Annotated in this window: 20 protein-coding genes and 1 tRNA gene; 4 read left to right on the forward strand and 17 right to left on the reverse strand. The window is 69.0% G+C overall.

Features of this window, described 5'->3' with window-relative positions; all coding sequences use genetic code 11:
* Nucleotides 1-8: 8 nt before the first annotated feature.
* Nucleotides 9-1,349, reverse strand: a complete 1,341-nt coding sequence (locus IEY81_RS17910; protein ID WP_189119853.1) for an ABC transporter permease subunit — start codon at nucleotides 1,347-1,349, stop codon at nucleotides 9-11.
* 168 nt (nucleotides 1,350-1,517) lie between these two features.
* On the reverse strand, nucleotides 1,518-2,147 hold the full coding sequence (locus IEY81_RS17915; protein WP_189119854.1) for an ANTAR domain-containing response regulator: 630 nt from the start codon (nucleotides 2,145-2,147) through the stop codon (nucleotides 1,518-1,520).
* A gap of 72 nt (nucleotides 2,148-2,219) precedes the next feature.
* Here IEY81_RS17915 and IEY81_RS17920 point away from each other — a divergent pair.
* Nucleotides 2,220-2,302: transfer RNA gene (locus IEY81_RS17920), tRNA-Leu, on the forward strand.
* A gap of 37 nt (nucleotides 2,303-2,339) precedes the next feature.
* Nucleotides 2,340-3,119: a transcriptional regulator gene (locus tag IEY81_RS17925; protein ID WP_189119855.1), complete on the forward strand. Its 780-nt coding sequence runs from the start codon at nucleotides 2,340-2,342 to the stop codon at nucleotides 3,117-3,119.
* On the opposite strand, the gene pyk is transcribed toward IEY81_RS17925, so the two are convergent.
* The 9 genes from pyk to trpC all read right to left on the reverse strand — a co-directional run bounded on the left by pyk (nucleotide 3,109) and on the right by trpC (nucleotide 15,983).
* A complete protein-coding gene (gene pyk / locus IEY81_RS17930) occupies nucleotides 3,109-4,584 on the reverse strand; it encodes a pyruvate kinase (RefSeq protein WP_189119856.1) in 1,476 nt (491 codons plus the stop codon). The genes IEY81_RS17925 and pyk overlap by 11 nt on opposite strands.
* A 93-nt stretch (nucleotides 4,585-4,677) precedes the next feature.
* Entirely contained in the window at nucleotides 4,678-5,133 is a 456-nt protein-coding gene (locus IEY81_RS17935) for a winged helix-turn-helix transcriptional regulator (protein WP_189119857.1), read from the reverse strand.
* A 123-nt stretch (nucleotides 5,134-5,256) separates the two neighbouring features.
* Nucleotides 5,257-6,723, reverse strand: coding sequence for a glutamate synthase subunit beta (locus IEY81_RS17940; protein ID WP_189119858.1), 1,467 nt, complete (start codon nucleotides 6,721-6,723; stop codon nucleotides 5,257-5,259).
* Nucleotides 6,716-11,194: a glutamate synthase large subunit gene (gene gltB / locus IEY81_RS17945; RefSeq protein WP_229787964.1), complete on the reverse strand. Its 4,479-nt coding sequence runs from the start codon at nucleotides 11,192-11,194 to the stop codon at nucleotides 6,716-6,718. The genes IEY81_RS17940 and gltB overlap by 8 nt, the downstream gene beginning before the upstream one ends.
* Nucleotides 11,195-11,552: 358 nt before the next feature.
* Complete coding sequence (gene lgt, locus IEY81_RS17950; protein WP_229787965.1) at nucleotides 11,553-12,467, reverse strand: prolipoprotein diacylglyceryl transferase; 915 nt, start codon at nucleotides 12,465-12,467, stop codon at nucleotides 11,553-11,555.
* An 18-nt stretch (nucleotides 12,468-12,485) separates the two neighbouring features.
* Nucleotides 12,486-13,094 carry an SCO family protein gene (locus tag IEY81_RS17955; protein WP_189119861.1) on the reverse strand — a complete coding sequence of 203 codons (609 nt, stop codon included), beginning with the start codon at nucleotides 13,092-13,094 and terminating at the stop codon, nucleotides 12,486-12,488.
* The gene (trpA, locus tag IEY81_RS17960; RefSeq protein ID WP_189119862.1) at nucleotides 13,091-13,900 is read right to left on the reverse strand and encodes a tryptophan synthase subunit alpha; all 810 of its coding nucleotides are present in this window, start codon (nucleotides 13,898-13,900) and stop codon (nucleotides 13,091-13,093) included. Before trpA ends, IEY81_RS17955 begins: the two co-directional genes overlap by 4 nt.
* Entirely contained in the window at nucleotides 13,897-15,168 is a 1,272-nt protein-coding gene (gene trpB, locus IEY81_RS17965) for a tryptophan synthase subunit beta (protein WP_189119863.1), read from the reverse strand. The genes trpA and trpB overlap by 4 nt, the downstream gene beginning before the upstream one ends.
* A gap of 32 nt (nucleotides 15,169-15,200) precedes the next feature.
* Nucleotides 15,201-15,983 (reverse strand): indole-3-glycerol phosphate synthase TrpC, encoded by a 783-nt coding sequence (gene trpC, locus IEY81_RS17970; RefSeq protein WP_189119864.1) that lies wholly within the window; start codon nucleotides 15,981-15,983, stop codon nucleotides 15,201-15,203.
* 148 nt (nucleotides 15,984-16,131) lie between these two features.
* On the opposite strand from trpC, the gene IEY81_RS17975 reads away from it, so the two are divergent.
* The gene (locus IEY81_RS17975) at nucleotides 16,132-16,476 is read left to right on the forward strand and encodes a DUF4190 domain-containing protein (RefSeq protein ID WP_189119865.1); all 345 of its coding nucleotides are present in this window, start codon (nucleotides 16,132-16,134) and stop codon (nucleotides 16,474-16,476) included.
* A 73-nt stretch (nucleotides 16,477-16,549) separates the two neighbouring features.
* Here the strand turns inward: IEY81_RS17975 and IEY81_RS17980 are convergent, their stop codons facing one another.
* The 5 genes from IEY81_RS17980 to IEY81_RS18000 all read right to left on the reverse strand — a co-directional run bounded on the left by IEY81_RS17980 (nucleotide 16,550) and on the right by IEY81_RS18000 (nucleotide 21,498).
* Entirely contained in the window at nucleotides 16,550-16,753 is a 204-nt protein-coding gene (locus IEY81_RS17980) for an HGxxPAAW family protein (RefSeq protein ID WP_189119866.1), read from the reverse strand.
* 73 nt (nucleotides 16,754-16,826) lie between these two features.
* The gene (locus IEY81_RS17985) at nucleotides 16,827-17,375 is read right to left on the reverse strand and encodes a Trp biosynthesis-associated membrane protein (RefSeq protein ID WP_189119867.1); all 549 of its coding nucleotides are present in this window, start codon (nucleotides 17,373-17,375) and stop codon (nucleotides 16,827-16,829) included.
* Nucleotides 17,372-17,728 carry a phosphoribosyl-AMP cyclohydrolase gene (hisI, locus tag IEY81_RS17990; RefSeq protein ID WP_189119868.1) on the reverse strand — a complete coding sequence of 119 codons (357 nt, stop codon included), beginning with the start codon at nucleotides 17,726-17,728 and terminating at the stop codon, nucleotides 17,372-17,374. The genes IEY81_RS17985 and hisI overlap by 4 nt, the downstream gene beginning before the upstream one ends.
* 171 nt (nucleotides 17,729-17,899) lie before the next feature.
* Complete coding sequence (locus IEY81_RS17995; RefSeq protein WP_189119869.1) at nucleotides 17,900-19,717, reverse strand: ABC transporter ATP-binding protein; 1,818 nt, start codon at nucleotides 19,715-19,717, stop codon at nucleotides 17,900-17,902.
* Nucleotides 19,714-21,498, reverse strand: coding sequence for an ABC transporter ATP-binding protein (locus tag IEY81_RS18000; protein WP_189119870.1), 1,785 nt, complete (start codon nucleotides 21,496-21,498; stop codon nucleotides 19,714-19,716). The genes IEY81_RS17995 and IEY81_RS18000 overlap by 4 nt, the downstream gene beginning before the upstream one ends.
* 117 nt (nucleotides 21,499-21,615) lie before the next feature.
* On the opposite strand from IEY81_RS18000, the gene IEY81_RS18005 reads away from it, so the two are divergent.
* Nucleotides 21,616-22,239 (forward strand): TIGR03085 family metal-binding protein, encoded by a 624-nt coding sequence (locus tag IEY81_RS18005; RefSeq protein ID WP_189119871.1) that lies wholly within the window; start codon nucleotides 21,616-21,618, stop codon nucleotides 22,237-22,239.
* A 983-nt stretch (nucleotides 22,240-23,222) separates the two neighbouring features.
* Here IEY81_RS18005 and IEY81_RS18010 read toward each other — a convergent pair.
* Nucleotides 23,223-24,464 (reverse strand): HNH endonuclease signature motif containing protein, encoded by a 1,242-nt coding sequence (locus tag IEY81_RS18010; RefSeq protein WP_189119872.1) that lies wholly within the window; start codon nucleotides 24,462-24,464, stop codon nucleotides 23,223-23,225.
* Nucleotides 24,465-24,665 lie beyond the last annotated feature (201 nt).

The raw sequence follows: 24,665 nt of genomic DNA on the forward strand, positions 1-24,665 counted from the left end.
TGTCTCTCCTACCCGAGCCGCTCTTTACGACCCAGGATGCCCTGGGGCCGCACCAGCAGGATCACGATCATGATCAGCAGCGGGCCGACCTCCTTGATCGACGTGGGTACGCCGAACAGGGGCCCGAGCTCGTAGACGAGCCCGATCACCAGCGAGCCGACCAGCGAGCCCCAGATCGTGCCGAGGCCACCGAGGGTGACCGCTGCGAAGATGACCAGGAGGATGCGCATACCCATGAAGGCGTTGACCTGCAGGGTGAGCGCGTACAGGACACCGGCGAGCGCGGTCAGCGCGCCGCCGATCACCCACGCGTTGGTGATCACGCCGTCGACCCGCAGACCCGAGGAGGCGGCCAGCGCCGGATTGTCGGAGACCGCCCGCATCGCCTTGCCCATCCGGCTCTTGGCCAGCCACAGGCAGACCGTGGTGATCGTGACCAGCGAGATCAGGACGATGATCCCCTCGCGGTCGGCGAACGAGAGGCCCAGGTAGTACCAGTGCTGCTCGCGCTGCTGTCCGGAGTACTGGGACAGCGACCGGGTCGAGGAGGTGTAGAAGTACTGGAAGATGTAGCGCAGGAAGATCGAGAGACCGATCGAGACGATCATCATCGCGATCAGGCCGGTGCCGCGACGGCGGAGCGGCCCCCACAGCACCTTGTCCTGGACGTAGCCGCCGAGGCCGCCGAGCGCGACCGCGACGATGCCGGCGAGGATCACCGAGACGGTGGCCAGGCCGCCGGTCTTGAAGATCTGGTCGAAGGTCCAGGCCATCACCGCGCCGAAGGTGAGCAGCTCACCGTGGGCGAAGTTCGACAGGCCCGTGGTGCCGAAGATCAGCGAGAAGCCGAGGCCGGCCAGGCACAGGACCAGCGCGAAGACGATGCCGGCCCGCAGGTTCTGGGCGAGGTCCTTGGCGAAGCTCGACTGCTCACCTGCCGCGACGCCGATCGGGAAGATCGCGCGGTTGTTGGGCCCCTGGAAGCGGACCTGGACCGTGGCCTCGTTCTTCGTGTTCTCGTCGAGGACGGTGCCCTTCGGCAGCGTCTTCTCGTCGAGGGTCACGGTGTACTTGCCGAGCTCCTCGACGACGATCGTCGCGACGCCCTTCTCGTCGGTCACGCCCTCTCCGGCCTTCTTGCCGTCCTTGCTGACCTGGAGGGTCACTCCCGGGATGGGTTTCGGATTGCCTTCGGCATCCTTGCTTGCCTCATCCTGAAGCGTCACCTGGATCGCGGTGGCGTCCGGCGGTGGGGTCTCGGTCGCCTGTGCGGCGACCGGGGCTCCAACCAACAGCACCATCAGCGCACCGATGAGCGCGACGAGGACTCTGTAGAGCCGCTTGCGCACGTGGGTACTCCTGCCTGTATGTCCTGAAGACGGATCCGGACACCAGCTGAATTTGCTGGTCGGCCCGGATCCGCGCGGGCAGTCTAGGCCGACATCACCCACGAACAAGCCACAGATTGACTCTCCTCAGAGAACGCAACCGATCTGTGACGTGCCGTATACACGGATTCAGGTACGCGGCCCGCTGACCCCGTGCTCGATGACCCCTTCGGCGACCTGACGCATGGAAAGCCGCAGGTCCATCGCGGTCTTCTGGATCCAGCGGAAGGCCTCCGGCTCGCTCAGGGTGAGCCCCTCCTGCAGGATCCCCTTGGCCCGGTCGACCGCCTTGCGGGTCTCCAGCCGGTCGGTCAGACCGGCGACCTCCCGCTCGAGCTGGGCGAGCTCCTGAAAACGGCTCACCGCCAGCTCGATCGCCGGGACCAGGTCGGAGATGTTGAACGGCTTGACCAGGTAGGCCATCGCACCCGCGTCGCGCGCCCGCTCGACCAGCTCCCGCTGGGAGAAGGCGGTCAGCATGACCACCGGGGCGATCCGGTCGCGCGCGATCGCCTCCGCCGCCGCGATCCCGTCCAGCACCGGCATCTTCACGTCGAGGATCACCAGGTCGGGCTTGTGCTCGGTGGCCAGCTCGATCGCGGTCTTGCCGTCCCCGGCCTCGCCGACGACGTCATAACCCTCCTCGGTGAGCATCTCCTTGAGGTCCATCCTGATCAGGACCTCGTCCTCGGCGATGACGACGGTGCGTCGCGTCTGGGTCTCCGGGGTGCTGCCTGGGTTGCTCTCCGTCACGAGCACAGACTAGGCCATCCGGCGCTCGCACCGGCTACGTGATCTCAGAGTCGGTCCGGTAGGTTTTCTCCTGATCCAGCCGGATTGGCGGAACGGCATACGCGGCGGTCTCAAACACCGCTGCCCGAAAGGGCTTGTGGGTTCGAATCCCACATCCGGCACCGCAAGACTGTCGGTGGTCGCCTGCATGATGTGGGCATGGCCCACGTACGCCCTCAGTCTGTCGTCGACAGCGCACTGCGCTGCTCCGACGAGGGGATGCGCGACGTGGACAACGCGAAGAAGCACGGCGTCGCGGTCAAGACGATCCGCCGATGGCGGCGGCTCTACCAGCGTCGCGGTGTCGTCCGGGGCCAGACCCACCTCGCGCCGCCGTGCCCGCGATGCGACGGGGCCGGCCTCGACGAGGAGGCCTACGCGGAGCTGCTCGGCTGGTATCTCGGGGACGGCCACATCAGCGAAGGCCGGCGCGGCGTCTTCAATCTGCACGTCGTCAACGACCTGAAGTATCCCGACCTCAACCGTCGCATCGCGACGCTGATGGCCCGGGTCAAACCTGGCGGTCTCCCACACACCCGCCTGGTCCCGGGTGCCGTGATCACCACGATCTCGTGGAAACACCTCCCCTGCCTGTTTCCCCAGCTCGGCCCTGGCCGCAAGCACGATCGAGCGATCGTTCTTCATCCCTGGCAGGAGGAGATCGTGACCGCCCATCCAGGGCCGTTTCTACGCGGCCTGTTCCACTCCGACGGGTGCCGGGTGAAGAACTGGGCCACCCGAGTCGTCGACGGCGAGAAGAAACGCTACGAGTACGCCCGCTGGCAGTTCGTCAACCACTCCGACGACATCCGCAGCCTGTGCACCGCGGCCCTGGATCTGGTCGGCATCCCGTGGCGCCGGTCCTCCTGGAAGACGATCAGCGTCTCGCGCCGCGAGGCGGTCGCGGCGCTCGACGCGCTGATCGGCCCTAAGACCTAGGCGGGCGCGTGTAGGCGGGGGCGACGGAGTTGATCGCGTCGCCGATGCGGTGGATGCGCAGGGCGTTGGTCGAGCCGGGGATGCCGGGAGGCGAGCCGGCGATGATGACGACGAACTCACCCTCTTCGGCCCGGCCGAGCTTGAGCATCGTCTCGTCGACCTGGCGCACCATCTCGTCGGTGTGCTCGACCTCCTCGGTGCAGAAGGACTCGGTGCCCCAGCTGAGCGCGAGCTGGCTGCGTACGGCGTCGAAGGGGGTCAGCGCGATCAGCGGGATGGCGGTGCGCAGCCGGGACAGGCGGCGAGCGGAGTCGCCGGAGGTGGTGAAGGCGACCAGATACTTCGCGTCGACCCGGTCGGCGACCTCGGCGGCCGCCTTGGCGATGACGCCGGAGCGGGTGTGGGGGTCCCAGTCGATGCGGGTGAGCTCGGCGGCGCCGTTGCCCTCGGTGGAGAGGGCGTGGCGCTCGGTCGCGGCGATGATGCGGGCCATCGTCTCGACGGTGTGGATCGGATAGTCGCCCACGCTGGTCTCCGCGGAGAGCATCACCGCGTCGGCACCGTCGAGGACGGCGTTGGCGACGTCGTTGGCCTCGGCGCGGGTCGGCGCCGGGTTGGAGACCATCGAGTCGAGCATCTGGGTGGCGACGATGACCGGCTTGGCGTTGAGGCGGGCCAGCTCGATGATCCGCTTCTGCAGGAAGGGGACCTCCTCGAGCGGGCACTCGACGCCGAGGTCGCCGCGGGCGACCATGAACATGTCGAACGCCGAGATGACCTCGTCGAGGTTGTCGATCGCCTGCGGCTTCTCGATCTTGGCGATGACCGGGACGACGCGCCCCTCCTCGTCCATGATCCGGCGGACGTCCGCGTAGTCGGAGGCGTTGCGTACGAAGCTGAGCGCGATCATGTCGACGCCGAGCTTGAGCGCGAACCGGAGGTCTTCTTCGTCCTTCTCGGACAGGGCCGGCACGGAGACGGCGACGCCGGGCAGGTTGATGCCCTTGTTGTTGGAGACCGGACCGCCGACCAGCACCTCGGTGTGCACGTCGGTGTCCTCGACCGCGGTGACCCGCAGGCGCAGCTTGCCGTCGTCGATCAGGATCGGGTCGCCGGGCTTCACGTCGCCGGGCAGGCCCTTGTAGGTGGTGCCGCAGATCTTGTCGTCGCCGGTGACATCGCGCGTGGTGATGGTCCAGGCCTGGCCGCGGTGGAGGGTGGTCGAGCCGTCTGCGAAGCGCTCGAGGCGGATCTTCGGGCCCTGCAGGTCGGCGAAGATGCCGACGTTGTGGCCGCTGGCGGCGGCCGCGTCGCGAACGAGCGCGTAGTTGGCGGAGTGGTCGTCGTGGGACCCATGGCTCATGTTCATCCGGGCCACGTCCATGCCTGCGTAGACGAGCTCGCGGATGCGACGCTCCGTCCCGACGGCGGGTCCCAGGGTGCAGACGATCTTCGCTCTTCTCACGGGAGCCCAGACTACCCCTGTGGAACGTTCAAACCAGCACTCGGACCACGTCGTGACGAGGCTGTTCGCCCGGTGTTCACGCCGCGATCGGAGTCAGATGTCGGCGCGTCGCGCTGCGCCCGGGCTGAGGTCCCCGGCAGCTAGCCGCTCGCCACAGGCGCGGCAATGCACGTGTGCGACAAACTCCTCGCCACAACTGTGTGCGAACGGCGCCGGATCGGGGCCCGGACGGGCGTGGTCGCTGCCCCACCGTTTCAGCGTCAGCAGGACCGGCGAGAGCGCTCGGCCGGCCCGGGTGAGCCGGTACTCGTAGCGCACCGGCCGCTCGCTGTACTGCTCCCGCGCGATCACACCGTGCTCGACCAGCTTGCGCAGCCGCACCGTGAGCACGTCCCGCGGCGCGCCGGTGTTGCGCGCGATCTGGGAGAAGCGGAGCTGGTCGTAGAAGAGCTCACGCACGACCAGCAGGCTCCAGCGGTCGCCGACGATCTCGAGAGCGTCGGCGATCGTGCACTCCCGGGGACTCGCGACGGCAGGTACGTCCGGCATTGTGCCAGTCTCGCCGCCCCAGCCTCGCCGCTCAAACCGGCCGGCGAAACCGACTGGCCCGGCACCCCCTGTGGAGGTGCCGGGCCAGTCATCGGCACGCCGTTGTGCCTCGGTGGTCCTGTCTCAGACGGTCAACTGCCGGTCGGTCGGGCGGATCGGCGCCGGCAGGTTGGTCGAGCCGGTGAGGTAGGTGTCGACCGCGGCTGCCGCGGCGCGGCCCTCCGCGATCGCCCACACGATCAGCGACTGTCCGCGGCCCGCGTCGCCGGCGACGTACACGCCGGGGACGGTGGTGGCGAAGGAGTCGTCGCGGGCCACGTTGCCGCGAGCGTCGTACTCGACACCCAGCTGGGTGAGGAGGCCGTCCTTCTCCGGGCCGGTGAAGCCCATCGCCAGCAGCACCAGGTCGGCGGGGATCTCCTTCTCGGTCCCCTCCTTCTCGGTCAGCTTGCCGTCGATGAACTCGACCTCGACGAGCTTGAGAGCGCGTACGCGGCCGTCGTCGGTGCCGAGGAACTCCTTGGTCGAGACGGCGTAGACCCGCTCGCCACCCTCCTCGTGCGCGGAGGCCACCCGGTAGGTCATCGGGTAGGTCGGCCACGGCTGACCCTCGGGACGCTCCTCCGGCGGGCGCGGCATGATCTCGAGCTGGGTGATCGACTCGGCGCCCTGGCGGATCGCGGTGCCGAGGCAGTCGGCGCCGGTGTCGCCGCCACCGATGATGACCACGTGCTTGCCCTCGGCCAGGATCTGGTCGGGGACGGCCTCACCGATCGAGGCGCGGTTGGACTGCGGCAGGTACTCCATCGCCTGGTGGATGCCGTCGAGCTCACGCCCCGGGACGGGCAGGTCGCGGCCAACGGTCGAGCCGTTGGCCAGCACGATCGCGTCGTAGCGGTCCTGCAGCTGCTCGCCGGTGATGTCGGTGCCGACGTTCACGCCGGGACGGAAGACCGTGCCCTCACGACGCATCTGCGCCAGGCGCTGGTCGACCTGCGACTTCTCCATCTTGAACTCGGGGATGCCGTAGCGCAGCAGCCCGCCGATCTTGTCGGCCCGCTCGTAGACGGCCACGGTATGGCCGGACCGGGTCAGCTGCTGGGCGGCGGCGAGACCCGCCGGACCGGAGCCGATCACGGCGACCGCCTTGCCGGAGAGCCACTCGGGGGGCTGCGGCTTGACGTAGCCCGAGTCCCAGGCCTTGTCGATGATCGAGACCTCGATGTTCTTGATCGTCACCGCGGGCTGGTTGATGCCCAGCACGCAGGCGGCCTCGCACGGAGCCGGGCAGAGGCGACCGGTGAACTCCGGGAAGTTGTTGGTCGCGTGCAGACGCTCGGAGGCGCCCTCCCAGTCGTTGCGCCAGACCAGGTCGTTCCACTCGGGGATGATGTTGCCGAGCGGGCAGCCCTGGTGGCAGAACGGGATGCCGCAGTCCATGCAGCGCGAGGCCTGGGTGTTGATGATCGGGAGCAGGGTCTTGCCGACCTTGCCCGGGTAGACCTCGTGCCAGTCCTTGACACGCTCGTCGACCGGACGCCGCTCGGCGACCTCGCGGCCGTTCTTCAAGAAGCCTTTGGGGTCAGCCATGGAGGACCTCCATAATCCGCGCGGCTGCCTCGTCCTCGTCGAGCCCCTCCTCGAGGGCCTCCTCCTGAGCTTCGAGCACGCGCTTGTAGTCGCTGGGCATGACCTGCGTGAAGCGGGTCAGGGAGTTCGGCCAGTCGGCCAGGAGCGCCTCGGCGACGGCCGAGCCGGTCTCCTCGAGGTGGTCGCGGACGAGCCGCTCGAGCTCGTCGGCGTACTTCTCCTCGACGCCGGTGGCCTCGACCAGCTCACCGTTGAGCCGCTGGGACGCGAAGTCGAGGACCCAGGCGATACCGCCGGACATGCCGGCGGCGAAGTTGCGTCCGGTCGGACCGAGCACGACGACACGACCACCGGTCATGTATTCGCAGCCGTGGTCGCCGACACCCTCGGTGACGATGCTGGCGCCGGAGTTGCGGACCGCGGCCCGCTCCCCCACGCCTCCGCGGATGTGGATCCGTCCGCTGGTGGCGCCGTAGGCCAGCGTGTTGCCGGCGATGATGTGGTCCTCGGCGCGGAACCCGGCCGTACGCTCCGGCCGGATCACGATCCGGCCGCCGGAGATGCCCTTGCCGACGTAGTCGTTGGCGTCGCCCTCCAGGCGCAGCGTCAGCCCCTTCGGGATGAAGGCGCCGAAGGACTGGCCCGCGGAGCCGGTGAAGGTGATGTCGATGGTGCCCTCGGGCAGCCCCTCACCGCGGTAGCGCTTGGTGATCTCGTGACCGAGGATCGTGCCGACGGTGCGGTTGACGTTGCGGATCGGCAGCTGGGCGCGTACGGGCTCGCCGCGCTCGAGCGCAGGGGCCGCGAGCGGCACCAGCTCGTTGACGTCCAGCGACTTCTCCAGACCGTGGTCCTGGCCCTTGATGTTGTAGAGGGCCTGGTCGGCGAACTGCTGCGGCGAGGCGACCCGGGTGAAGATCGGCGACAGGTCGAGCCCGGAGGCCTTCCAGTGGTCGATCGCCTCCCGGGCGTCGAGCGCCTCGGCGTGGCCGACGGCCTCGTCGATGCTGCGGAAGCCGAGCTCGGCGAGGAACTCGCGCACCTCCTCGGCGATGTAGCGCATGAAGTTGACGACGTACTCCGCCTTGCCGGTGAACCGCTCGCGCAGGACGGGGTTCTGGGTGGCGACGCCTACCGGGCAGGTGTCGAGGTGGCAGACCCGCATCATCACGCAGCCGGAGACGACCAGCGGCGCGGTGGCGAAGCCGAACTCCTCGGCACCGAGCAGCGCGGCGATGACGACGTCACGGCCGGTCTTGAGCTGACCGTCGGTCTGCACCACGATCCGGTCGCGCAGCCCGTTGAGGAGCAGCGTCTGCTGCGCCTCGGCCAGGCCGAGCTCCCAGGGACCGCCGGCGTGCTTGAGGCTGGTCAGCGGCGAGGCACCGGTGCCACCGTCGTGACCGGAGATCAGGACCACGTCGGCGTGGGCCTTGGAGACACCGGCGGCGACGGTGCCGACGCCGACCTCGGCCACGAGCTTCACGTGGACGCGAGCGCTCGGGTTGGCGTTCTTGAGGTCGTGGATCAGCTGGGCGAGATCCTCGATGGAGTAGATGTCGTGGTGCGGCGGCGGGGAGATGAGTCCCACGCCCGGGGTGGAGTGACGCGTCTTGGCCACCCACGGGTAGACCTTGTGGCCGGGCAGCTGACCGCCCTCACCGGGCTTGGCGCCCTGGGCCATCTTGATCTGGATGTCGTCGGCGTTGGTCAGGTATTCGCTGGTCACACCGAACCGGCCGGAGGCGACCTGCTTGATCGAGGAGCGCCGCTCGGGGTCGTAGAGGCGCTCGGGGTCCTCACCACCCTCACCGGTGTTGGACTTGCCGCCCAGGATGTTCATCGCGACGGCGAGCGTCTCGTGAGCCTCCTGGGAGATCGAGCCGTACGACATCGCGCCGGTCGAGAAGCGCTTGACGATCGCCTCGACGGGCTCGACCTCCTCGATCGGGACCGGCTGCCGACCGAGCTCCTCGGCGCTCTTGAGCTTGAAGAGCCCGCGCAGCGTCATCAGCCGCTCGGACTGCTCGTTGACGCGGTCGGTGTACTGCTTGAACACGTCGTAGCGGCCGGTGCGGGTCGCGTGCTGGAGGCGGAAGACCGTCTCCGGGTCGAACAGGTGGGGCTCGCCCTCGCGACGCCACTGGTACTCGCCGCCGATGGCCAGCGCGCGGTGGGCGTTGGCGACGCCGTCGCGCGGGTAGGCGGTGGCGTGGCGCTTGGCGACCTCCTCGGCGATCACGTCGAGGCCGACGCCGCCGAGCTTGGAGGTGGTGCCGGTGAAGTAGCGGTCCACGACCTCCTGCGAGAGACCGACGACCTCGAAGATCTGCGCGCCGGTGTAGGAGGCGACGGTGGAGACGCCGATCTTCGACATCACCTTGAGCACGCCCTTGCCGAGCGCCTTGATCGTGTTGGCCATCGCCTGCTCGGCGTCGGCCTTGACGTAGTAGCCCTCGAACGCGAGGTCCTCGACGGACTCGACCGCCAGGTAGGGGTTGACCGCGGCCGCCCCGTAGCCGATCAGCAGCGCGACGTGGTGGACCTCGCGTACGTCACCGGCCTCGACCAGCAGGCCGACCTGCGAACGGGTGCGCTCGCGGACCAGGTGGTGGTGGACCGCGCCGGTGAGCAGCAGCGACGGGATCGGCGCCATCTCCTGGGTGGAGTGGCGGTCGGAGAGGACGATGATGCGAGCGCCGTCCTCGATCGCCTGGGAGACCTCCGCGGAGATCTCGTCCAGCCGTGCCTGCAGCGCCTCGGCCCCGCCGTCGACCTCGTAGAGGCCGCGGACGATGTGGACCTGGAAGCCCGGCATGTCGCCGTCACGGTTGATGTGACGGATCTTGGCCAGGTCGTCGTTGGAGATGACCGGGAACGGCAGCACGATCTGGCGGCAGGAGGCCGGACCGGGCTCGAGCAGGTTGGACTCGGCGCCGATGGTGCCGCTCAGGCTCGTGACGAGCTCCTCGCGGATCGCGTCCAGCGGCGGGTTGGTGACCTGCGCGAAGAGCTGGGCGAAGTAGTCGAACAGCATCCGCGGCTTGTCGCTGAGCGCCGCGATCGGGCTGTCGGTGCCCATCGAGCCGATCGGCTCGGCGCCGGTGTTGGCCATCGGCGCGAGCAGGATCCGCAGCTCCTCCTCGGTGTAGCCGAAGACCTGCTGGCGGCGGGTGACGCTCGCGTGGGTGTGGACGATGTGCTCGCGCTCGGGGATGTCCTCGAGGCGTACGAGACCGGCGTGGAGCCACTCGTCGTAGGGGTGCTCCGCGGCGAGCTCGGACTTGATCTCGTCGTCCTCGATGATGCGGTGCTCCTCGGTGTCGACGAGGAACATCCGGCCCGGCTGGACGCGGCCCTTGCGGACCACGGTGGCGGGGTCGATGTCGTCGAGCACGCCGGCCTCGGAGCCGAGCACGACCAGGCCGTCCTCGGTGACCCAGTAGCGCGAGGGGCGCAGGCCGTTGCGGTCGAGGACCGCGCCGATCTGGGTGCCGTCGGTGAAGACGACGGAGGCGGGACCGTCCCAGGGCTCCATCAGCGAGGAGTGGAACTCGTAGAACGCCCGGCGGGCCGGGTCCATCTCCTCGTGCTTCTCCCACGCCTCCGGGATCATCATCAGCATGGCGTGCGGGAGGCTGCGGCCGGAGAGGTGGAGCAGCTCGAGGACCTCGTCGAAGGAGGCCGAGTCGGAGACGCCCTCGGTGCAGATCGGGAAGAGCCGCTCGAGGTCGCCGGGGATGAGGTCGGAGGCGAGCAGCGACTCGCGTGCCTTCATCCAGTTGCGGTTGCCCATCACGGTGTTGATCTCGCCGTTGTGAGCGATGAACCGGAACGGGTGGCTCAGCGGCCAGCTCGGGAAGGTGTTGGTGGAGAACCGGCTGTGCACGACGGCGATCGCGGAGGCGACGCGCTCGTCACGCAGGTCGGGGAACACCTCGGCCAGCTGCGGCGTGGTGAGCATGCCCTTGTAGACGATGGTGCGGCTCGACAGCGACGGGAAGTAGACGTCGGTCTCTCGCTCGGCGCGCTTGCGCAGGCAGAAGGCGAGGCGCTCCAGCGCCAGACCGGTGACGCGCTGCTTGGCGCCGGTGACGAAGAGCTGGCGGAAGGTCGGCATGACCGCCAGGGCGGTCGCGCCGAGCGACTCGGGGTTGACCGGCACCTCGCGCCAGCCGAGGACGTCGAGGCCCTCCTCGGTCGCGATCTCCTCGACCAGCTTCGTGGTGCGCTCGACCTGGTCGGCGTCGCCGGGGATGAAGGCGGTGCCGACGGCGTAGGCACGCTCGGCCGGGAGGTCGAAGTCGACGACCTCACGCAAGAACGCGTCGGGCACCTGGAGCAGGATGCCGGCGCCGTCGCCAGAGTTGGTCTCGGCGCCGGCGGCGCCGCGGTGGTCGAGATTCACGAGAGCACGGATGCCCTGCTTCACGATGTCGTGACTGGCCACGCCGGTCAGCGTCGCAACCATGGCGACGCCGCATGCGTCCTTCTCGAACCGAGGGTCGTAGAGGCCCTGGGGGGATGGATACGAGTGCTCGTACGGCACCGGGATCTCCCGTCTGTCCGGGCTCAGGCACGCACCGACCGACGCAGCCCAATAGCTCCGGCTTTCTGACTCTGCTTCGAGTCAGCTCCGGAGCGTTGGGGATGTGCTGCGACAGGTGCGCGCGCCCTTGCGGGGATGAAACTGGCAATCTGCAGGGGACAGCGTTGGCCCGCGCGAGTGTGGCTAGGTTACCACTGCGTCACGTCTGGGTTGCGAACGAGGGTCATCGGGTGGACACCCTCCGGCGAGGCGCTACGTTGCGCCCAATTCCTGCGCCTGATCAGGCCTTGGTCGAGGATTCCTCGTCGTCGGTCCCGTTGTCGGCATCGTCGTCGACGGGGTCGTTCGCCGGGGCCTTGGCAGGATCGCTGTAGACCTCCTCCTCGACCTTACCCCGGCCGGTGAAGGTGGCGTACGCCCACCACGCGGCCGCGAGCACGAACAGGATGATCGACATCCACTCGCTCCAGCGCAGGCCGAGGACGTCGGCGAGCTGGACGTTGTCGATGCGCAGGGTCTCGATCATGCCGCGGCCCAGACAGTAGGCCATCACGTAGAGGGCGACCACGCGGCCGCCGCCGAGGCGCAGCTTCTTCTGCAGATAGACGATCACGAAGAAGGCGAGGAGGTCCCAGCCGAACTCGTAGAGGAATGTGGGGTGGAAGGTGGTGCCGGCGGGGAACTGGCTGGGGCCCTCAGGGAAGCGGGAAGGGTCGATCTCCAGGCCCCAGGGCAGGTCGGTGGGGCGGCCGTAGAGCTCTTGGTTGAACCAGTTGCCCCAGCGCCCGATCCCCATCGCGAGCAGGCAGGTCGGGGCGATGGTGTCCAGCAACGGGATGATCTTGATGCCCTTGACCTTGGCGCCGATGATCGCGCCCACGGCGCCGAGAGCGATCGCGCCCCACACGCCCAGGCCGCCGCGCCAGATGTAGAGCGCCTCGATCGGGCTGGCGCCCTCGCTGAAGTAGAGCTGCCAGTCGGTGATGACGTGGTAGAGCCGGCCACCGACCAGGCCGAAGGGCACCGCCCACAGAGCGATGTCCTGGATGTCGCCGGCGCGACCGCCGCGGGCCTGCCAGCGCCGCTCGGAGACCCAGATCGCGACGACGATGCCGAGGATGATCGCGAAGGCGTAGCCACGCAGCGGGACCGGCCCGAGCCAGAGCACCCCTTCGGCCGGGCTGGGGATGGACATCGGGAGCATCATGCGGCGCTAATCTTCCTCAAGAAGGTGGTGGATGTCGTCGGCGAACTGCTTGGGCGAGGTGTTCATCGACCACACGACACGCGCCTGCCCCCGCGATACCGCGGAGACGTGGGTGTCGTGGACCCCGAGATCGTAGCCCCCGCTCGGTAGCCGGTCGGCCTCACCTATGTAGAGCCGCATCGACTCGGCCAGCTCGACGATGTCCTTCAGGTCGCCGGTGAGGCCGATGAAGTCCTCGTCGTAGCGGTCCAGGTACTTCTCCAGCACCTGCTCGGTGTCACGCGCCGGGTCGGTGGTGACGAAGACGACGTCGACCTTCTTCCGCTCGTCTTCGTCGAGGCGGGTCAGCGCCGCGGTCAGGCTGGACATCACCAGCGGGCACTCGTCGGGGCACTGGGTGTAGCCGTAGAACACCAGGGTCAGCGGCTTGTCGGCATCGGTGGCGAGCTCGAACGGCTCACCGTCGGTGTCGGTCAGCGAGGTGTCCGACAGCTGGTAGGGGGTGTGCTCCTGCCCGGTCAGCGCCGAGGCCGGCTTCTGGCTGGTGCCGGGCGCACCGCACCCGGCCAGAAGCCCGGCGAGGACGAGCAGGAGGGGCAGAACGAGGTGCTTCAACGCGCGCGGACTCCCGCGGCCAGGTCCTCGGTCATGCTCGCCAGCGCCTTGAGCGCCGCCTGCTCGTCGGAGCGGTTGTCCAGCAGCGTACGCACGAAGGCGGAGCCGACGATGACGCCGTCGGCGTACGCCGCCATCTCGGCCGCCTGGGCGCCGTTGCTGACTCCGAGGCCGACGCCGACCGGCAGGTCGGAGCCCGCCGGGCTGAGGTCCTTGGCCCGGGCGACCAGCGGAGCGGCCAGCTCGGAGGTCTTGGCGCGGGCGCCGGTGACGCCCATGACCGCGGTGGCGTACACGAATCCGCGGCACTCGGCCGTGGTCATCGCGATCCGCTCGTCGGTGCTGCTCGGCGCGACCAGGAAGACCTTGTCGAGGTCGCGAGCATCGGCCGCCTCGATCCACTCCGGCGCGAAGTCCGGGGTGATGTCCGGGGTGATCAGGCCGGCGCCGCCCGCGTCCTGGAGCTGCTGGGCGAAACGGTCCACGCCGCGCCGCTCGATCGGGTTCCAGCTGGTCATCACCAGGGTCGGTACGCCAGTCGCGGCCACGGCCTCGACGACACGGAACACGTCGTCGACGCGTACGCCACCGTCGAGCGCCTGCTGCACGGCGTCCTGGATCGTGGGGCCGTCCATGACCGGGTCGGAGTAGGGCAAACCGACCTCGATGATGTCGCAGCCCGCCTCGACCATCGTGGTCAGCGCGTCGATCGAGCCCTCCACGGTCGGGAAGCCGGCCGGGAGGTAGCCGACCAGGGCGGCCCGGTTCTCGTTCTTCGCCTTCTCGAAGGCGGTCGACGTGCTCACTGTGCTTCTCCCTGCTCGCTCTCGCGGGTGGCCTCGCCCAGGCCGAAGTATTCGATCGCGGTGCCCATGTCCTTGTCGCCGCGGCCCGACAGGTTGATCAGGATCGTGGCGTTCTCGCCGTGTCGCTCGCGGATCTCCGGAGCGATCTTGATCGCGCCGGCGATCGCGTGCGCGGACTCGATCGCCGGGATGATCCCCTCGGCGCGCGAGAGCAGCGCGAAGGCGTCCATCGCCTCCTTGTCCGTGATCGAGGTGTAGCTCGCGCGGCCGGACTTGGCCAGCCAGGCGTGCTGCGGGCCGACGCCCGGGTAGTCGAGGCCGGCGGAGATCGAGTGGGACTCGATGGTCTGGCCGTCGTCGTCCTGGAGCACGTAGGTGCGGGCGCCGTGGAGCACGCCCGGGTCGTTGGCCTGGATGGTGGCGGCGTGACGGCCGGTCTCGAAGCCCTCTCCCCCGGCCTCGAAGCCGTGGATCTCGACATCGGCGTCGTCGAGGAAGGCGGTGAAGAGCCCGATGGCGTTGGAGCCGCCGCCGACCGCGGCGACCACGGCGTCCGGGAGGCCGCCGTACTGCTCGATGCTCTGCTGGCGAGCCTCGTCGCCGATGCCGCGCACGATGTCGCGCACCAGCGTCGGGAACGGGTGGGGGCCGGCCGCGGTGCCGAAGAGGTAGGCGGTGTGGTCGACGGTCGCCACCCAGTCGCGCAGCGCCTCGTTGATGGCGTCCTTCAGGGTGCCGCTGCCGGAGGGCACCGGGACGACCTCGGCGCCGAGCAGGCGCATCCGGGCCACGTTGAGTGCCTGGCGGTCGGTGTCGACCTTGCCCATGTAGACGGTGCAGTCGAGGCCGAAGTAGGCGGCCGCGGTCGCGGAGGCGACGCCGTGCTGGCCGGCGCCGGTCTCGGCGATCACCCGGGTCTTGCCCATCCGCTTGGTCAGCAGCGCCTGGCCGAGCACGTTGCGGATCTTGTGGGCGCCGGTGTGGTTGAGGTCCTCACGCTTGAGCAGGATGCGTACGCCGAGCTGCTCGGAGAGGCGGGTCGCGTGGTAGAGCGGGCTCGGCAGGTTGGCATAGTCACGCAGGATCGCGTCGAACTCGGCCACGAAGTCGGTGTCGGCCTTGGCCTCCTGCCAGGCCTCGTCGAGCTCGTTGAGCGCCTTCATCAGGGCCTCGGGCATGAAGCGGCCGCCGAACCCCTCGGCCTCGCCACCGAACCAGCCGAGCGCGTCGGCGTCGTAGGAGGTCGTCTCGTGGATGTGCGTAGTCATGGCTGTGTCTGCTCTCGGATCTGCTCTTGGCCTTAGCCTTGGATTCCGGTGAACTCGGCGACCGTGCCTTGCGGGTCGCCGTGCTTGACCAGCGCCTCTCCGACCAGGACCGCCCGGGCCCCCTCGGTGACGTGGCGCTTGACGTCGGTGGCGGTGAAGATGCCGGACTCGGCGACCTTCACCCGGTCCTCGGGGATGAGCGGCGCGAGCCGGCCGAAGGCGTCCTGGTCGATCTCCAGCGTCTTCAGGTTGCGCGCGTTGACGCCGATCAGCTCGGCACCGAGCTCGACCGCCCGGGCGACCTCGGCCTCGTCGTGGGTCTCGACCAGCACCGTCAGCCCCAGCTCACGTGCCTGGTCGTAGAGGCGGCGCAGCGTGTCGTCGTCGAGCGCGGCCACGATCAGCAGGGCCAGGTCGGCACCGACGGCGCGGGCCTCCAGCAGCTGGTAGGGCTCGACGATGAAGTCCTTGCGCAGGATCGGCGTGTCGACGGCCGCCCGCACCGCGCGCAGGTCGCCCAGCGACCCGCCGAAGCGGCGTTCCTCGGTGAGCACCGAGATCGCGGCGGCACCGCCGGCGGCGTACTTCGCGGCCAGCTCGGCCGGGTCGGGGATGTCGGCCAGCGCCCCCTTGGAGGGGCTCTTCCGCTTCACCTCGGCGATCACGCTGCTGCCCGCCGCACGGAAGTGCGGCATCGGGTCGCGAGGCGCGTCGATGTCGGCCAGCCGGGCCCGCAGGTCCGCCTCGGACACCGTCGCCTGGCGCTGCGCCAGGTCCAGACGTACGCCGTCGATGATCTTTTCGAGCACCGACATGTTTAAACCTCTCGTTTCCGGGTAAGACCCACACGCAAAGCCTCTCACCCGAACCGTGACACGCCCGATTTGGCGCCACTGTGCGGGAGGGAAACGTTACGTTTCTCCCATCTCAACCCAACTCGCCTGACTTGGAGGTCAGACACACATGAGCTACGGAACCCCTCCTCCGCCGCCGCCGTACGGCTCGGCGCCCGGTCAGCCCGGGCAGCCCGGCCAGCCTGCGGGCAACAACAAGAAGGCGATCTGGGCACTCGTCCTCGGCATCCTCGGTTGTGTCTGCTGTGGTTTCTTCACCGGTATCCCGGCGATCATCCTCGGCAAGATGGCCCAGAACGAGATCGACGCCTCTGGTGGCGTGCAGAGCGGGCGCGGCATGGCCACCGCCGGCTTCATCCTCGGCATCATCGCCGTGGTTCTCGGCATCCTCGGCGTCATCCTGAATCTCTCGGGCGCGCTCGACTTCACCGGCAGCACCAGCAGCAGCTTCTGAGTCTGCTCAAGTCAGCGAGGCCCCCGGCGGATCCGCCGGGGGCCTCGCTGTGTCACTGGCTCAGTACTCGGGCTCAGTGTGACTCGACGTTGAAGCCGAGCTTGGCGAGCACGATGAAGAGCAGACCACCGACGACGGTGACGGCGACGCCGACCCAGAAGACGATCCAGCTGATCGGGTCGAGCATCATCGCGACGCTGCCGATCAGGAAGCCGAGGAGACCGACCGCGACTGCGATCCACGCGGCTGGGGTGTTGCCATGGCTGGCGGAGGACATGCGATGACTCCTCTACGAGTTCTCTTTGCTGAAGCGAAGCCCGACGCAACCTTTGGGCTTGACTGCAGTGTATTCACTGATCCCCGGATGTCGGGTCCCGACCCTCGTCCAGCGACTTCCAGACGTCGATCGTGGACTGTTCCTCGAGCGGCTTCTGCTCCGCCTTCGCGTCGGCGGGCGCGTCGTACTTTCGGCCCATCTCGGGCCACGACGGAGCCAGACGTACGCCGGCGACGGCTGCCGCCACGGTCACGACCGCACCGAGGAGCGCGAGGTAGGGCCACGGGGTGGTGGCGTGCTGGGTCTCGCCCCACACGACCTCGGAGTCGACCGCCCGACCGAGCGCGTCGATCCCCGCATGGCCGAAGAAGGTGACGACGACCCCGATCCCGGCCAGGCCGGCGAGGGCGGCCACCAGGCGGCGTACGAGACCTCGGGTGACCAGGACGACGCCCCACGCGGCGAGCGCGACCAGGGCCAGGCCGGTGGTGGCCGGCGAGTCGTTGAGGTCGGCCGGCATCGGTCCGGGCGCGGTGACCTTCACCCACTCGTTGGAGCCGGCCCAGGCAGCCAGCGCCGCGCCGGCGAGACCGGCGATGACGGTGGGCCCGAAGGACCTCATGAGATCAGGCCGGCGTCGAAGCAGGTGCGGTCGCCGGTGTGGCAGGCCGGACCCTCCTGGTCGACCTTGAGCAGGATCGTGTCGCCGTCGCAGTCCAGGCGCACCTCCTTGACGTGCTGGCGGTGGCCGGAGGTCTCGCCCTTGACCCAGTACTCCTGCCGGCTGCGCGACCAGTAGGTCGCCCGGCCCGTCGCGAGCGTGCGCGCCAGGGCCTCCTCGTCCATGTAGCCGAGCATCAGCACCTCGCCGGTGTCGTGCTGCTGCGCCACCGCAGGCACCAGCCCGTCAGCGTTGCGCTTGAGCCGTTCGGCGATGGCGGGGTCGAGCCCCTCGCTGCTGGATCCAATAGTCACGTCTCCAGTATCCCGCTCTGGAACAGCACGGACACATCCGACCTGCGGCCCGACGCCCGCCGACAGGTCAGATATTGACCGCGAGAGGTCGATAATCGACGCCCAAATGGTCCTCTCGGCGTCGATCTTCGCCCTCTCGGCGTCGAATTTCGACGTTTCGGTGGGTGTGGGTCAGGATCCTTGTTGAGCAACCCAGGAGGCGTGCAGCCGGGCGTACGTGGATCCCGCCTGCGCCACGAGCTCGGCGTGGGGGCCGCGCTGGGCGAGGCGGCCCTCGTCGACGACGATGACCTCGTCGGCGGCCTCGGCGGTGGAGAGGCGGTGGGCGATGGTGACCGAGGTGCGGCCGCTCATCAGGCGCTCCAGGGCCCGGTTGATCCGCATCTCCAGGCGCGGGTCGACGGCGGAGGTGGCCTCGTCGAGGACGAGCAGGTCGGGGTCGGCGAGCTGGGCGCGGAGCAGGGCGACGAGCTGTCGTTCGCCGGCCGAGAGCGACTCGCCGCGCTGTCCGACGCTGGTGCGGACACCGTTGGGGAGACCGGCCAGCCAGTCACCCAGGCCCAGCACCCGGGCGGACTCCTCGATCTCCGCGTCGGTCGCGTCGAGCCGGCCGTAGCGGACGTTGTCGGCGAGGGTGGAGTCGAAGAGGAAGCCTTCCTGCGGGACCAGCACCACGCTGGTGCGCAGCGAGGCGTTGCCGATCTCGCGTACGTCGACGCCGTCGAGCCGGACCCGGCCCTCGGTCACGTCCATCACCCGGGTGAGCAGCTTGGCGATGGTCGACTTTCCGGAGCCGGTCTCGCCGACGACCGCGATCCGGCTGCCGGGAGCGATCTCGAGGGAGATGTCGTGGAGAACAGGGCGGCCACCGGGGTAGGCGAAGGTGACCGAGTCGAACTCGATCGAGAGGGGTCCACGGGGCAGCACCGCACCGTCCGCGCCCGGGTCGACGAGGTCGGCAGGCGTGTCCAGGATCCCGATCGTGCGGCGCCAGGAGGCGATCGCGTTCTGCGCGTCGGTCAGGATCTGGGTGCCCATCTGCACCGGACCCACGAAGAGCGTCACCAGGAACGCGAAGGCGAGGATCTCGCCGACGGTGAGCTCGCCGCCGGTGCCGCGGTAGGCCAGCGCGAGCAGGACACCACCGACGATCACGCCGGCGTTGGCGAGGCCGCCGGAGAGACCGCCGAGGCTGAAGAAGATCGAGGTGTAGGCCTGCGCCTTCGTCTGCGCGGCGCTGGTGGCGTCGATCTCCCGGTCGATGCGCTGCTGGGTGCGGTCCTCCACGGCGTACGCCTTGACCACGGCCGCCCCGACGACCGGCTCGGAGACCGCCGAGAGCATCTTGGCGACCTGGCGGCGGGCGAGGGTGTAGGCCGCCGAGAGCTTGCGCTGGAAGAAGCGCAGGCTCAGGAAGAGCGGCCCGAAGCAGAGCCACACCAGGATCGCGAGCTGCCAGGAGTAGACCACCATCACCACGGTGGCGATCAGCATCTGCCCGATGCTGACGATGAAGAGCAGCCCGCCGAAGACGATGAACTGGCTGACCTGGTCGACGTCGCTGGTGACCCGCGAGACCAGGGCGCCGCGGTGCTCGGTCGACTGGGTGAGCATCGGCAGGTCGTGAACGTGCCGGAAGGCCTTGGTACGCAGCGTCGCCAGGCCCCGCTCGGCCGCGGTGAAGAGCCGGCTGGTCATCAGGAACGACGCGACGCCGGTGACCGCGATGGCGACCAGCGCGACGAGGCCGGCGCGCAGGACGTAGCCGAGATCGGGACCACCGGGGCCGCTGAGCCCGTTGTCGAGGGTCTGCTGGACGACGATCGGGACGACCACCTGGCCGACGCTGGCGATCACGGCGAGCGCGAAGGTGCCGCGGATGCCCTCGACCAGCTCCGGGGAGTGCTTGATGCCGCGGCGGATGGTCTCGATCGCGCCGAGGTCCTCGCCGCTGCCGACCCGGGTCTCGGGCTCGAGGGTCGCGGTCACTGGGCCACCTCAGGGGTCTCGTAGGCGTTGACGAGGCGGGCGTAGGACTCGTCGCGGGCGAGCAGCTCGGCGTGGGTGCCGCGGTCGCGGATCCTGCCGTCCTCGAGATGGACGACCTCGTCGGCGAGCGCGATCGTGGCCTTGCGGTAGGCCACGACGACGAGGCTGGTGTCGCCGGCGCCGTCACGCAGAGCGGCGAGGATGCGCTGCTCCACCTCGGGGTCGACCGCCGAGGTGGCGTCGTCGAGGATCAGCAGTCGAGGGCGGCGTACGAGCGCGCGAGCCAGGGCGAGGCGCTGGCGCTGACCACCGGAGAGGCTCGCCCCGCGCTCGCCGAGGGTGGTGTCGAGCCCGTGGGGCAGCGCGGCGACGAAGCGGTCGGCCTGGGCCGCCTTGAGCGCGGACCAGACCTCGTCGTCGCTGAGGTCGGCACCGAGGGTGACGTTGCCGCGCACGGAGTCGTCGAAGACGAAGGCCGTCTGCGGCACCAGCGCCGCCACCCGGGCCCACTCCCCCGCGGCGAGGTCGCGCAGGTCGGTCTCGTCGAGGGTGATCCGGCCCTTCTCGGGGTCGACCAGGCGAGCCAGCAGCATCGTCAGCGTGCTCTTGCCGGAGGCCGTCTCGCCGACGATCGCGACCGTACGCCCCGGCTCGACCTCGAAGTCGACGCCGTCGAGCAGCGTGGGGCCGTCCGCGTAGGCATAGGAGATGCCGTCCACGCGCACCCGCGCGCCGGTCGGCTCGCGCTTGGTCCTCGCGGTGCCGTAGGGCAGCCGGCCGGTCGCCTCCAGCACCCGCTGCACGCGTCGGTATCCGACGACGCTGCGCGGGAACTCTCCCAGCAGCCACCCGAAGGAGCGGATCGGGAAGGCGACGATGGTGAGCAGGAAGCCGATCTGGACGACGTCGCCCGGCGCCGCGGCCCCGCTGGAGACGCGGCCGACGCCGACGGCCAGGACGGCGAGCACGCCGATGTTGGGCAGCGCGGCCAGGATCGGGTCGAAGGCAGCCCGGATCCGGCCGGCGCGTACGTTGACGTCGCGCAGCTCGCGAGCCTTGTCCTGGAACCGCCTGGTCTCCTCGGCCTCGCGGCCGAGGGTCTTGACGACGAGGGCGCCGTCGAAGGACTCGTGCGCGATGCCGGAGAGCTCCGCGCGCAGCTGCTGGGCGCGGGTCATGAGCGGCGAGGAGAACCGCTGGAAGACGAGGTTGGCGACCACGACCGCGGGGAAGACCAGGATGGCGATCGACGCCAGCACGACGTCGGTCCAGAACATCTGGGCGACTGCGATCACCATCATCGCGAGCGTGCCGACGGCCATCGGCAGCGGCGCGATCGGCGCCCAGGACGCCTCGACGTCGGAGTTGGCGTTGGAGAGCAGCTGGCCGGTCGGGTGACGGTGGTGCCAGGCGAGCGGGAGCGAGAGATATTGCCGGGTCACGGCGCGCCGCGAGTGGGCCTGCATCCGGTACTGCATCACCCCGGCGCCCAGCCGCCGCGCCACCACCCCGACCGCACGCAGGATCGCGACACCGACGAAGAGGCCGACGACCGCCCAGAGCCAGCCCGCACCGATCTCGCCGTCGCGGAGCCCCGGCACCAGCACGTGGTCGGTCGACCAGCCCAGCACCCAGGCGTCGGCGACCGTCAGCGCACCGAAGAGCGCGGAGCCGAGCGTAGAGAGCGTGAAGACCGCCCATTCGCGTCGGATGGCGACTCCGAGAACCCGGAACCCGTCTGTCGTCGTAGCCCTCTGGGGCGTCGGTTCCTCGTCGCTCATGTCGAAGTAAATCCTAGGTCAGCCCTGTGCATCCGACGAATTTTTTTGAACCGACCGCTGGTTCGGGTCGACATTCGGACGGGATCCTTGCTGGGACGGGATCGTTAGAGTCGCAACGTGGTCTCCTTCGCGCGCTCCGAGCGCCTCGCCCTGTGTGACACCGCCGTCTCTCTCGGTCCCGCGGCCCCGACGCTCTGCGAGGGTTGGCAGGTCAAGGACCTGCTCGTGCACCTGCTGGTACGCGAGCGTCGCCCGTGGGCCGCCGCCGGCATGTTCATCCCGCCGCTCGCCTCGGTGCAGAGGAAAGCCGAGGCCGCGTACGCCGCCGAGTCGCTGGAGTCGCTCACCGCCCGCCTCCGCGACCCCAAGGGCACTCTCTTCGCGATCGACCCGATCGACCGAGCCGTCAACACCGTCGAGTTCTTCGTCCACCACGAGGATCTCCGCCGTGCCCAGCCCGGCTGGTCGCCGCGTACGCTCCCCGCCGTTGCCGAACGAACCCTCTGGCGCAACCTGAAGCTGGCCGGTCGCGCCCTGGTCCGTTCCGCCGCCACGCCGGTCGTGATCAGCGACGGCACCGAGTCGGTCACCCTCCGCCCCGGCGAGGAGCCGGTCACCATCACCGGCCCGGCCAGCGAGCTCCTCCTCTTCTGCTTCGGACGGCACGAGGTGCGTGGGTTGGTCTTCGATGGGCCCGCCGAGAAGATCACGCGTTTGGAGAACGCCAGTCTGGGATTCTGAGGCACCCGGTGGTCGAACTTGTCGAGACCCCGGCCCTGGTGGTCGAGCTTGTCGAGACCACCCTTCGTGCGGACATCGCCAAGCGACTGTCTTTTCGTTCCGACGTTTCGCCGCCGACCCGATCTCTCAGTGTCTCTCGGTCACGCGCCGCGTCAAGGACGCCCTTCGGGCGCCGGCTTCGCCGGCCGCTTCGCGGTCCTTGACCCGGCACCCGGTCGAGAAAGACTCCGCCTATATCGGGCGGCGGCGAGAGATGTGGCGCGGGCTCACGCGATCTGAGGAAGCCGACGTCGAATGTGATGAGGACCCCTCGCTCCCGCTAGTCGGGCCGCCGGAGGCCGCCAGGAAGCCCGTCGAAACCCAAGCACCGGAGGGGTCGAGCTTGTCGTGACCTCATTCGAGAACGATCACCCCGCGACTCGCAGCAAGCGAGTTGTCGAGAACTGAGCCACCGGTGGTCAAGCTTGTGGAGACCACCTCGCGGGCGGACATCGGTCGCCGACTGTGTCTTTCGTTCCCAGGTTCGCCGCCGACCCGATCTCTCAGTGTCTCTCGATCACGCGCCGCGTCAAGGACGCCCTGCGGGCGCCGGCTTCGCCGGCCGCTTCGCGGTCCTTGACCCGGCACCCGATCGAGAAAAGACTCCGCCAATATCGGGGCGGCGGCGAGGAGTGTGGCGCGGGCTCAGGTGACTTGGAAGAGCCGACGTCGAGTCTGAGCAGGGACCCCTCGCGTCCGCTGGTCGAGCCGCCGGAGCCGCCAGGCGGAGGCGCGTCGAGACCAACACCGTCGCTCGCCGTCCGCTTTTGTAGCGACTGAGCCCCGGTGGTCTCCACCGGTGGTCGAGCTTGTCGAGACCACCCTCTGTGGAACGGCCTTCCTAGGCGCAACAGATCAGGGCGGTCGTTGCTCGAAGAGGGGTCTCGACAAGCTCGACCTCCGGGGTGGGTTCTCGACAGGCTCCACCACCGCGAGGGGTGGGGTCAGAGCGTGGAGGTGCGTCGGCTGAACCGAATCCGCCCGTCAGGCAGCCGGTCGTAGGTGCAGTTCGGATCGTGGATCCGTCGATGATCACTCGGGCACAGCAGCACCATGTTTGCGAGGTCTGTCTTTCCGCCTTCGCCCCAGGGTTTGAGGTGATGGGCTTCGGTCCAAGCGGCTGGTGCGTCGCAGTCTTCTGCTTGGCAGCACTTGTCTCGTAGGCGGAGTGCGCGGTGTTGGATCGGGTGCGCCAGGCGGGCGGTGCGGCCGAGGTCGAGGATCTCGGAGTCGGTGCCCAACACGACGGGGACGAGGTCGGCGTTGCACGCCATCCTGCGGGCCTCAGCGGCGGTGATCTTCTCGCCGTCGAAGCCGAGGGAGGCGGTGGCGAGGTCCTTGCGGAGCTCGTCGAGGCTCATGGTCACGAACATGGTGGTGGCGTGGCCGCCGTGGCGGGGCAGGTTCTCGACGTCGTAGGTCTCGATCACCCGCGCGAAGGCCTGACCCAGCAGCCGGTCGTAGGGGGCTTTGCGGCCTTTCTCTTCTGCGGACCACTTCCGCGGCTGTGCCAGCGAGTCCAGCATGGTGCGTAGCCGCAGGCCGACCGCACGAGAGACCCGGGCGTGGATATCGATGGTGCCGTCGCCGTTGTCGCGGGACTGGAAGAACGTGCGCCGTTGGGCGTGCTCTTCTTCCCGCTGCAGTGCTTTGGCCTCGGCTTCTTCGAACCGGTCGGGGTCGACCATGAGCAGGATCCGCTTGCCGGCGACCTTCAGCTCGTTCGCGGTCCACCAGGTGGCGTGCTCGACCAACAACTTCTCCGCCAGGAGCAGGTCCTCGGTGCTGGCGGCCGGGTCGGTCTCAATCTGGTCGAGGGCTTTGGTGATCACCCGGGCCTTGTCCTGGGACAACACACCGTCAGCCAGACCCGCAGCGACCAGCTCGTACTTGGCCAGACTCGCGGCGAGGTTCACCTGCGAACGGGCGACGCCCTTGTCAACCAAAAGTTCGGTGCGCATCCACCCGGAGACGTCCTTCGCTCCGGTCTCCTCAGCGATGTCACCCGAGGCAGCGAGCAGCCGGAGCTTCACCGCGGCCTGCTTGGCCTGGATCTTCTCCAGCCGCGCGAGTGCTTCCTTCTTCTGACTCCTGCGCCAGTAGGCCGGGTCCCGGGTGAGGAGGTCGTCAAGGGAGGCCTCGATGGCGCTCAGGTCAACATCGACCGTGTCATGCTCGAGGCTCATCGGGTCCTCCTCTCGGGGCGTGTCGTGATGGATCCGATTCTACTCCTCTAAATCCCGTTATGCCACATATAATCCCTGGTCAGACGCACTTTTCTGCGCAAATCTTAGGATCGAATCTGTGGATGGTAAGTGGCCCGATAGGCCACTTTTTCTTCCGTGAACGGGATAGTTGTTGTGGGTTTGGTGGTCTCGACAAGCTCG

This window comes from Nocardioides luteus (assembly GCF_014648595.1).
GTDB lineage: Bacteria > Actinomycetota > Actinomycetes > Propionibacteriales > Nocardioidaceae > Nocardioides > Nocardioides luteus.

What these genes read in the sequence shown, in the direction of transcription:
- IEY81_RS17925 (WP_189119855.1), top strand. Translation starts at nt 2,340, where the DNA reads ATGGCCCACGTACGCCCTCAGTCTGTCGTCGACAGCGCACTGCGCTGC.
- IEY81_RS17935 (WP_189119857.1), bottom strand. Translation starts at nt 5,133, where the DNA reads ATGCCGGACGTACCTGCCGTCGCGAGTCCCCGGGAGTGCACGATCGCC.
- IEY81_RS17940 (WP_189119858.1), bottom strand. Translation starts at nt 6,723, where the DNA reads ATGGCTGACCCCAAAGGCTTCTTGAAGAACGGCCGCGAGGTCGCCGAG.
- gltB (WP_229787964.1), bottom strand. Translation starts at nt 11,194, where the DNA reads ATGGTTGCGACGCTGACCGGCGTGGCCAGTCACGACATCGTGAAGCAG.
- lgt (WP_229787965.1), bottom strand. Translation starts at nt 12,467, where the DNA reads ATGTCCATCCCCAGCCCGGCCGAAGGGGTGCTCTGGCTCGGGCCGGTC.
- trpB (WP_189119863.1), bottom strand. Translation starts at nt 15,168, where the DNA reads ATGACTACGCACATCCACGAGACGACCTCCTACGACGCCGACGCGCTC.
- trpC (WP_189119864.1), bottom strand. Translation starts at nt 15,983, where the DNA reads ATGTCGGTGCTCGAAAAGATCATCGACGGCGTACGTCTGGACCTGGCG.
- IEY81_RS17975 (WP_189119865.1), top strand. Translation starts at nt 16,132, where the DNA reads ATGAGCTACGGAACCCCTCCTCCGCCGCCGCCGTACGGCTCGGCGCCC.
- IEY81_RS17980 (WP_189119866.1), bottom strand. Translation starts at nt 16,753, where the DNA reads ATGTCCTCCGCCAGCCATGGCAACACCCCAGCCGCGTGGATCGCAGTC.
- IEY81_RS17985 (WP_189119867.1), bottom strand. Translation starts at nt 17,375, where the DNA reads ATGAGGTCCTTCGGGCCCACCGTCATCGCCGGTCTCGCCGGCGCGGCG.
- IEY81_RS18000 (WP_189119870.1), bottom strand. Translation starts at nt 21,498, where the DNA reads ATGAGCGACGAGGAACCGACGCCCCAGAGGGCTACGACGACAGACGGG.
- IEY81_RS18010 (WP_189119872.1), bottom strand. Translation starts at nt 24,464, where the DNA reads ATGAGCCTCGAGCATGACACGGTCGATGTTGACCTGAGCGCCATCGAG.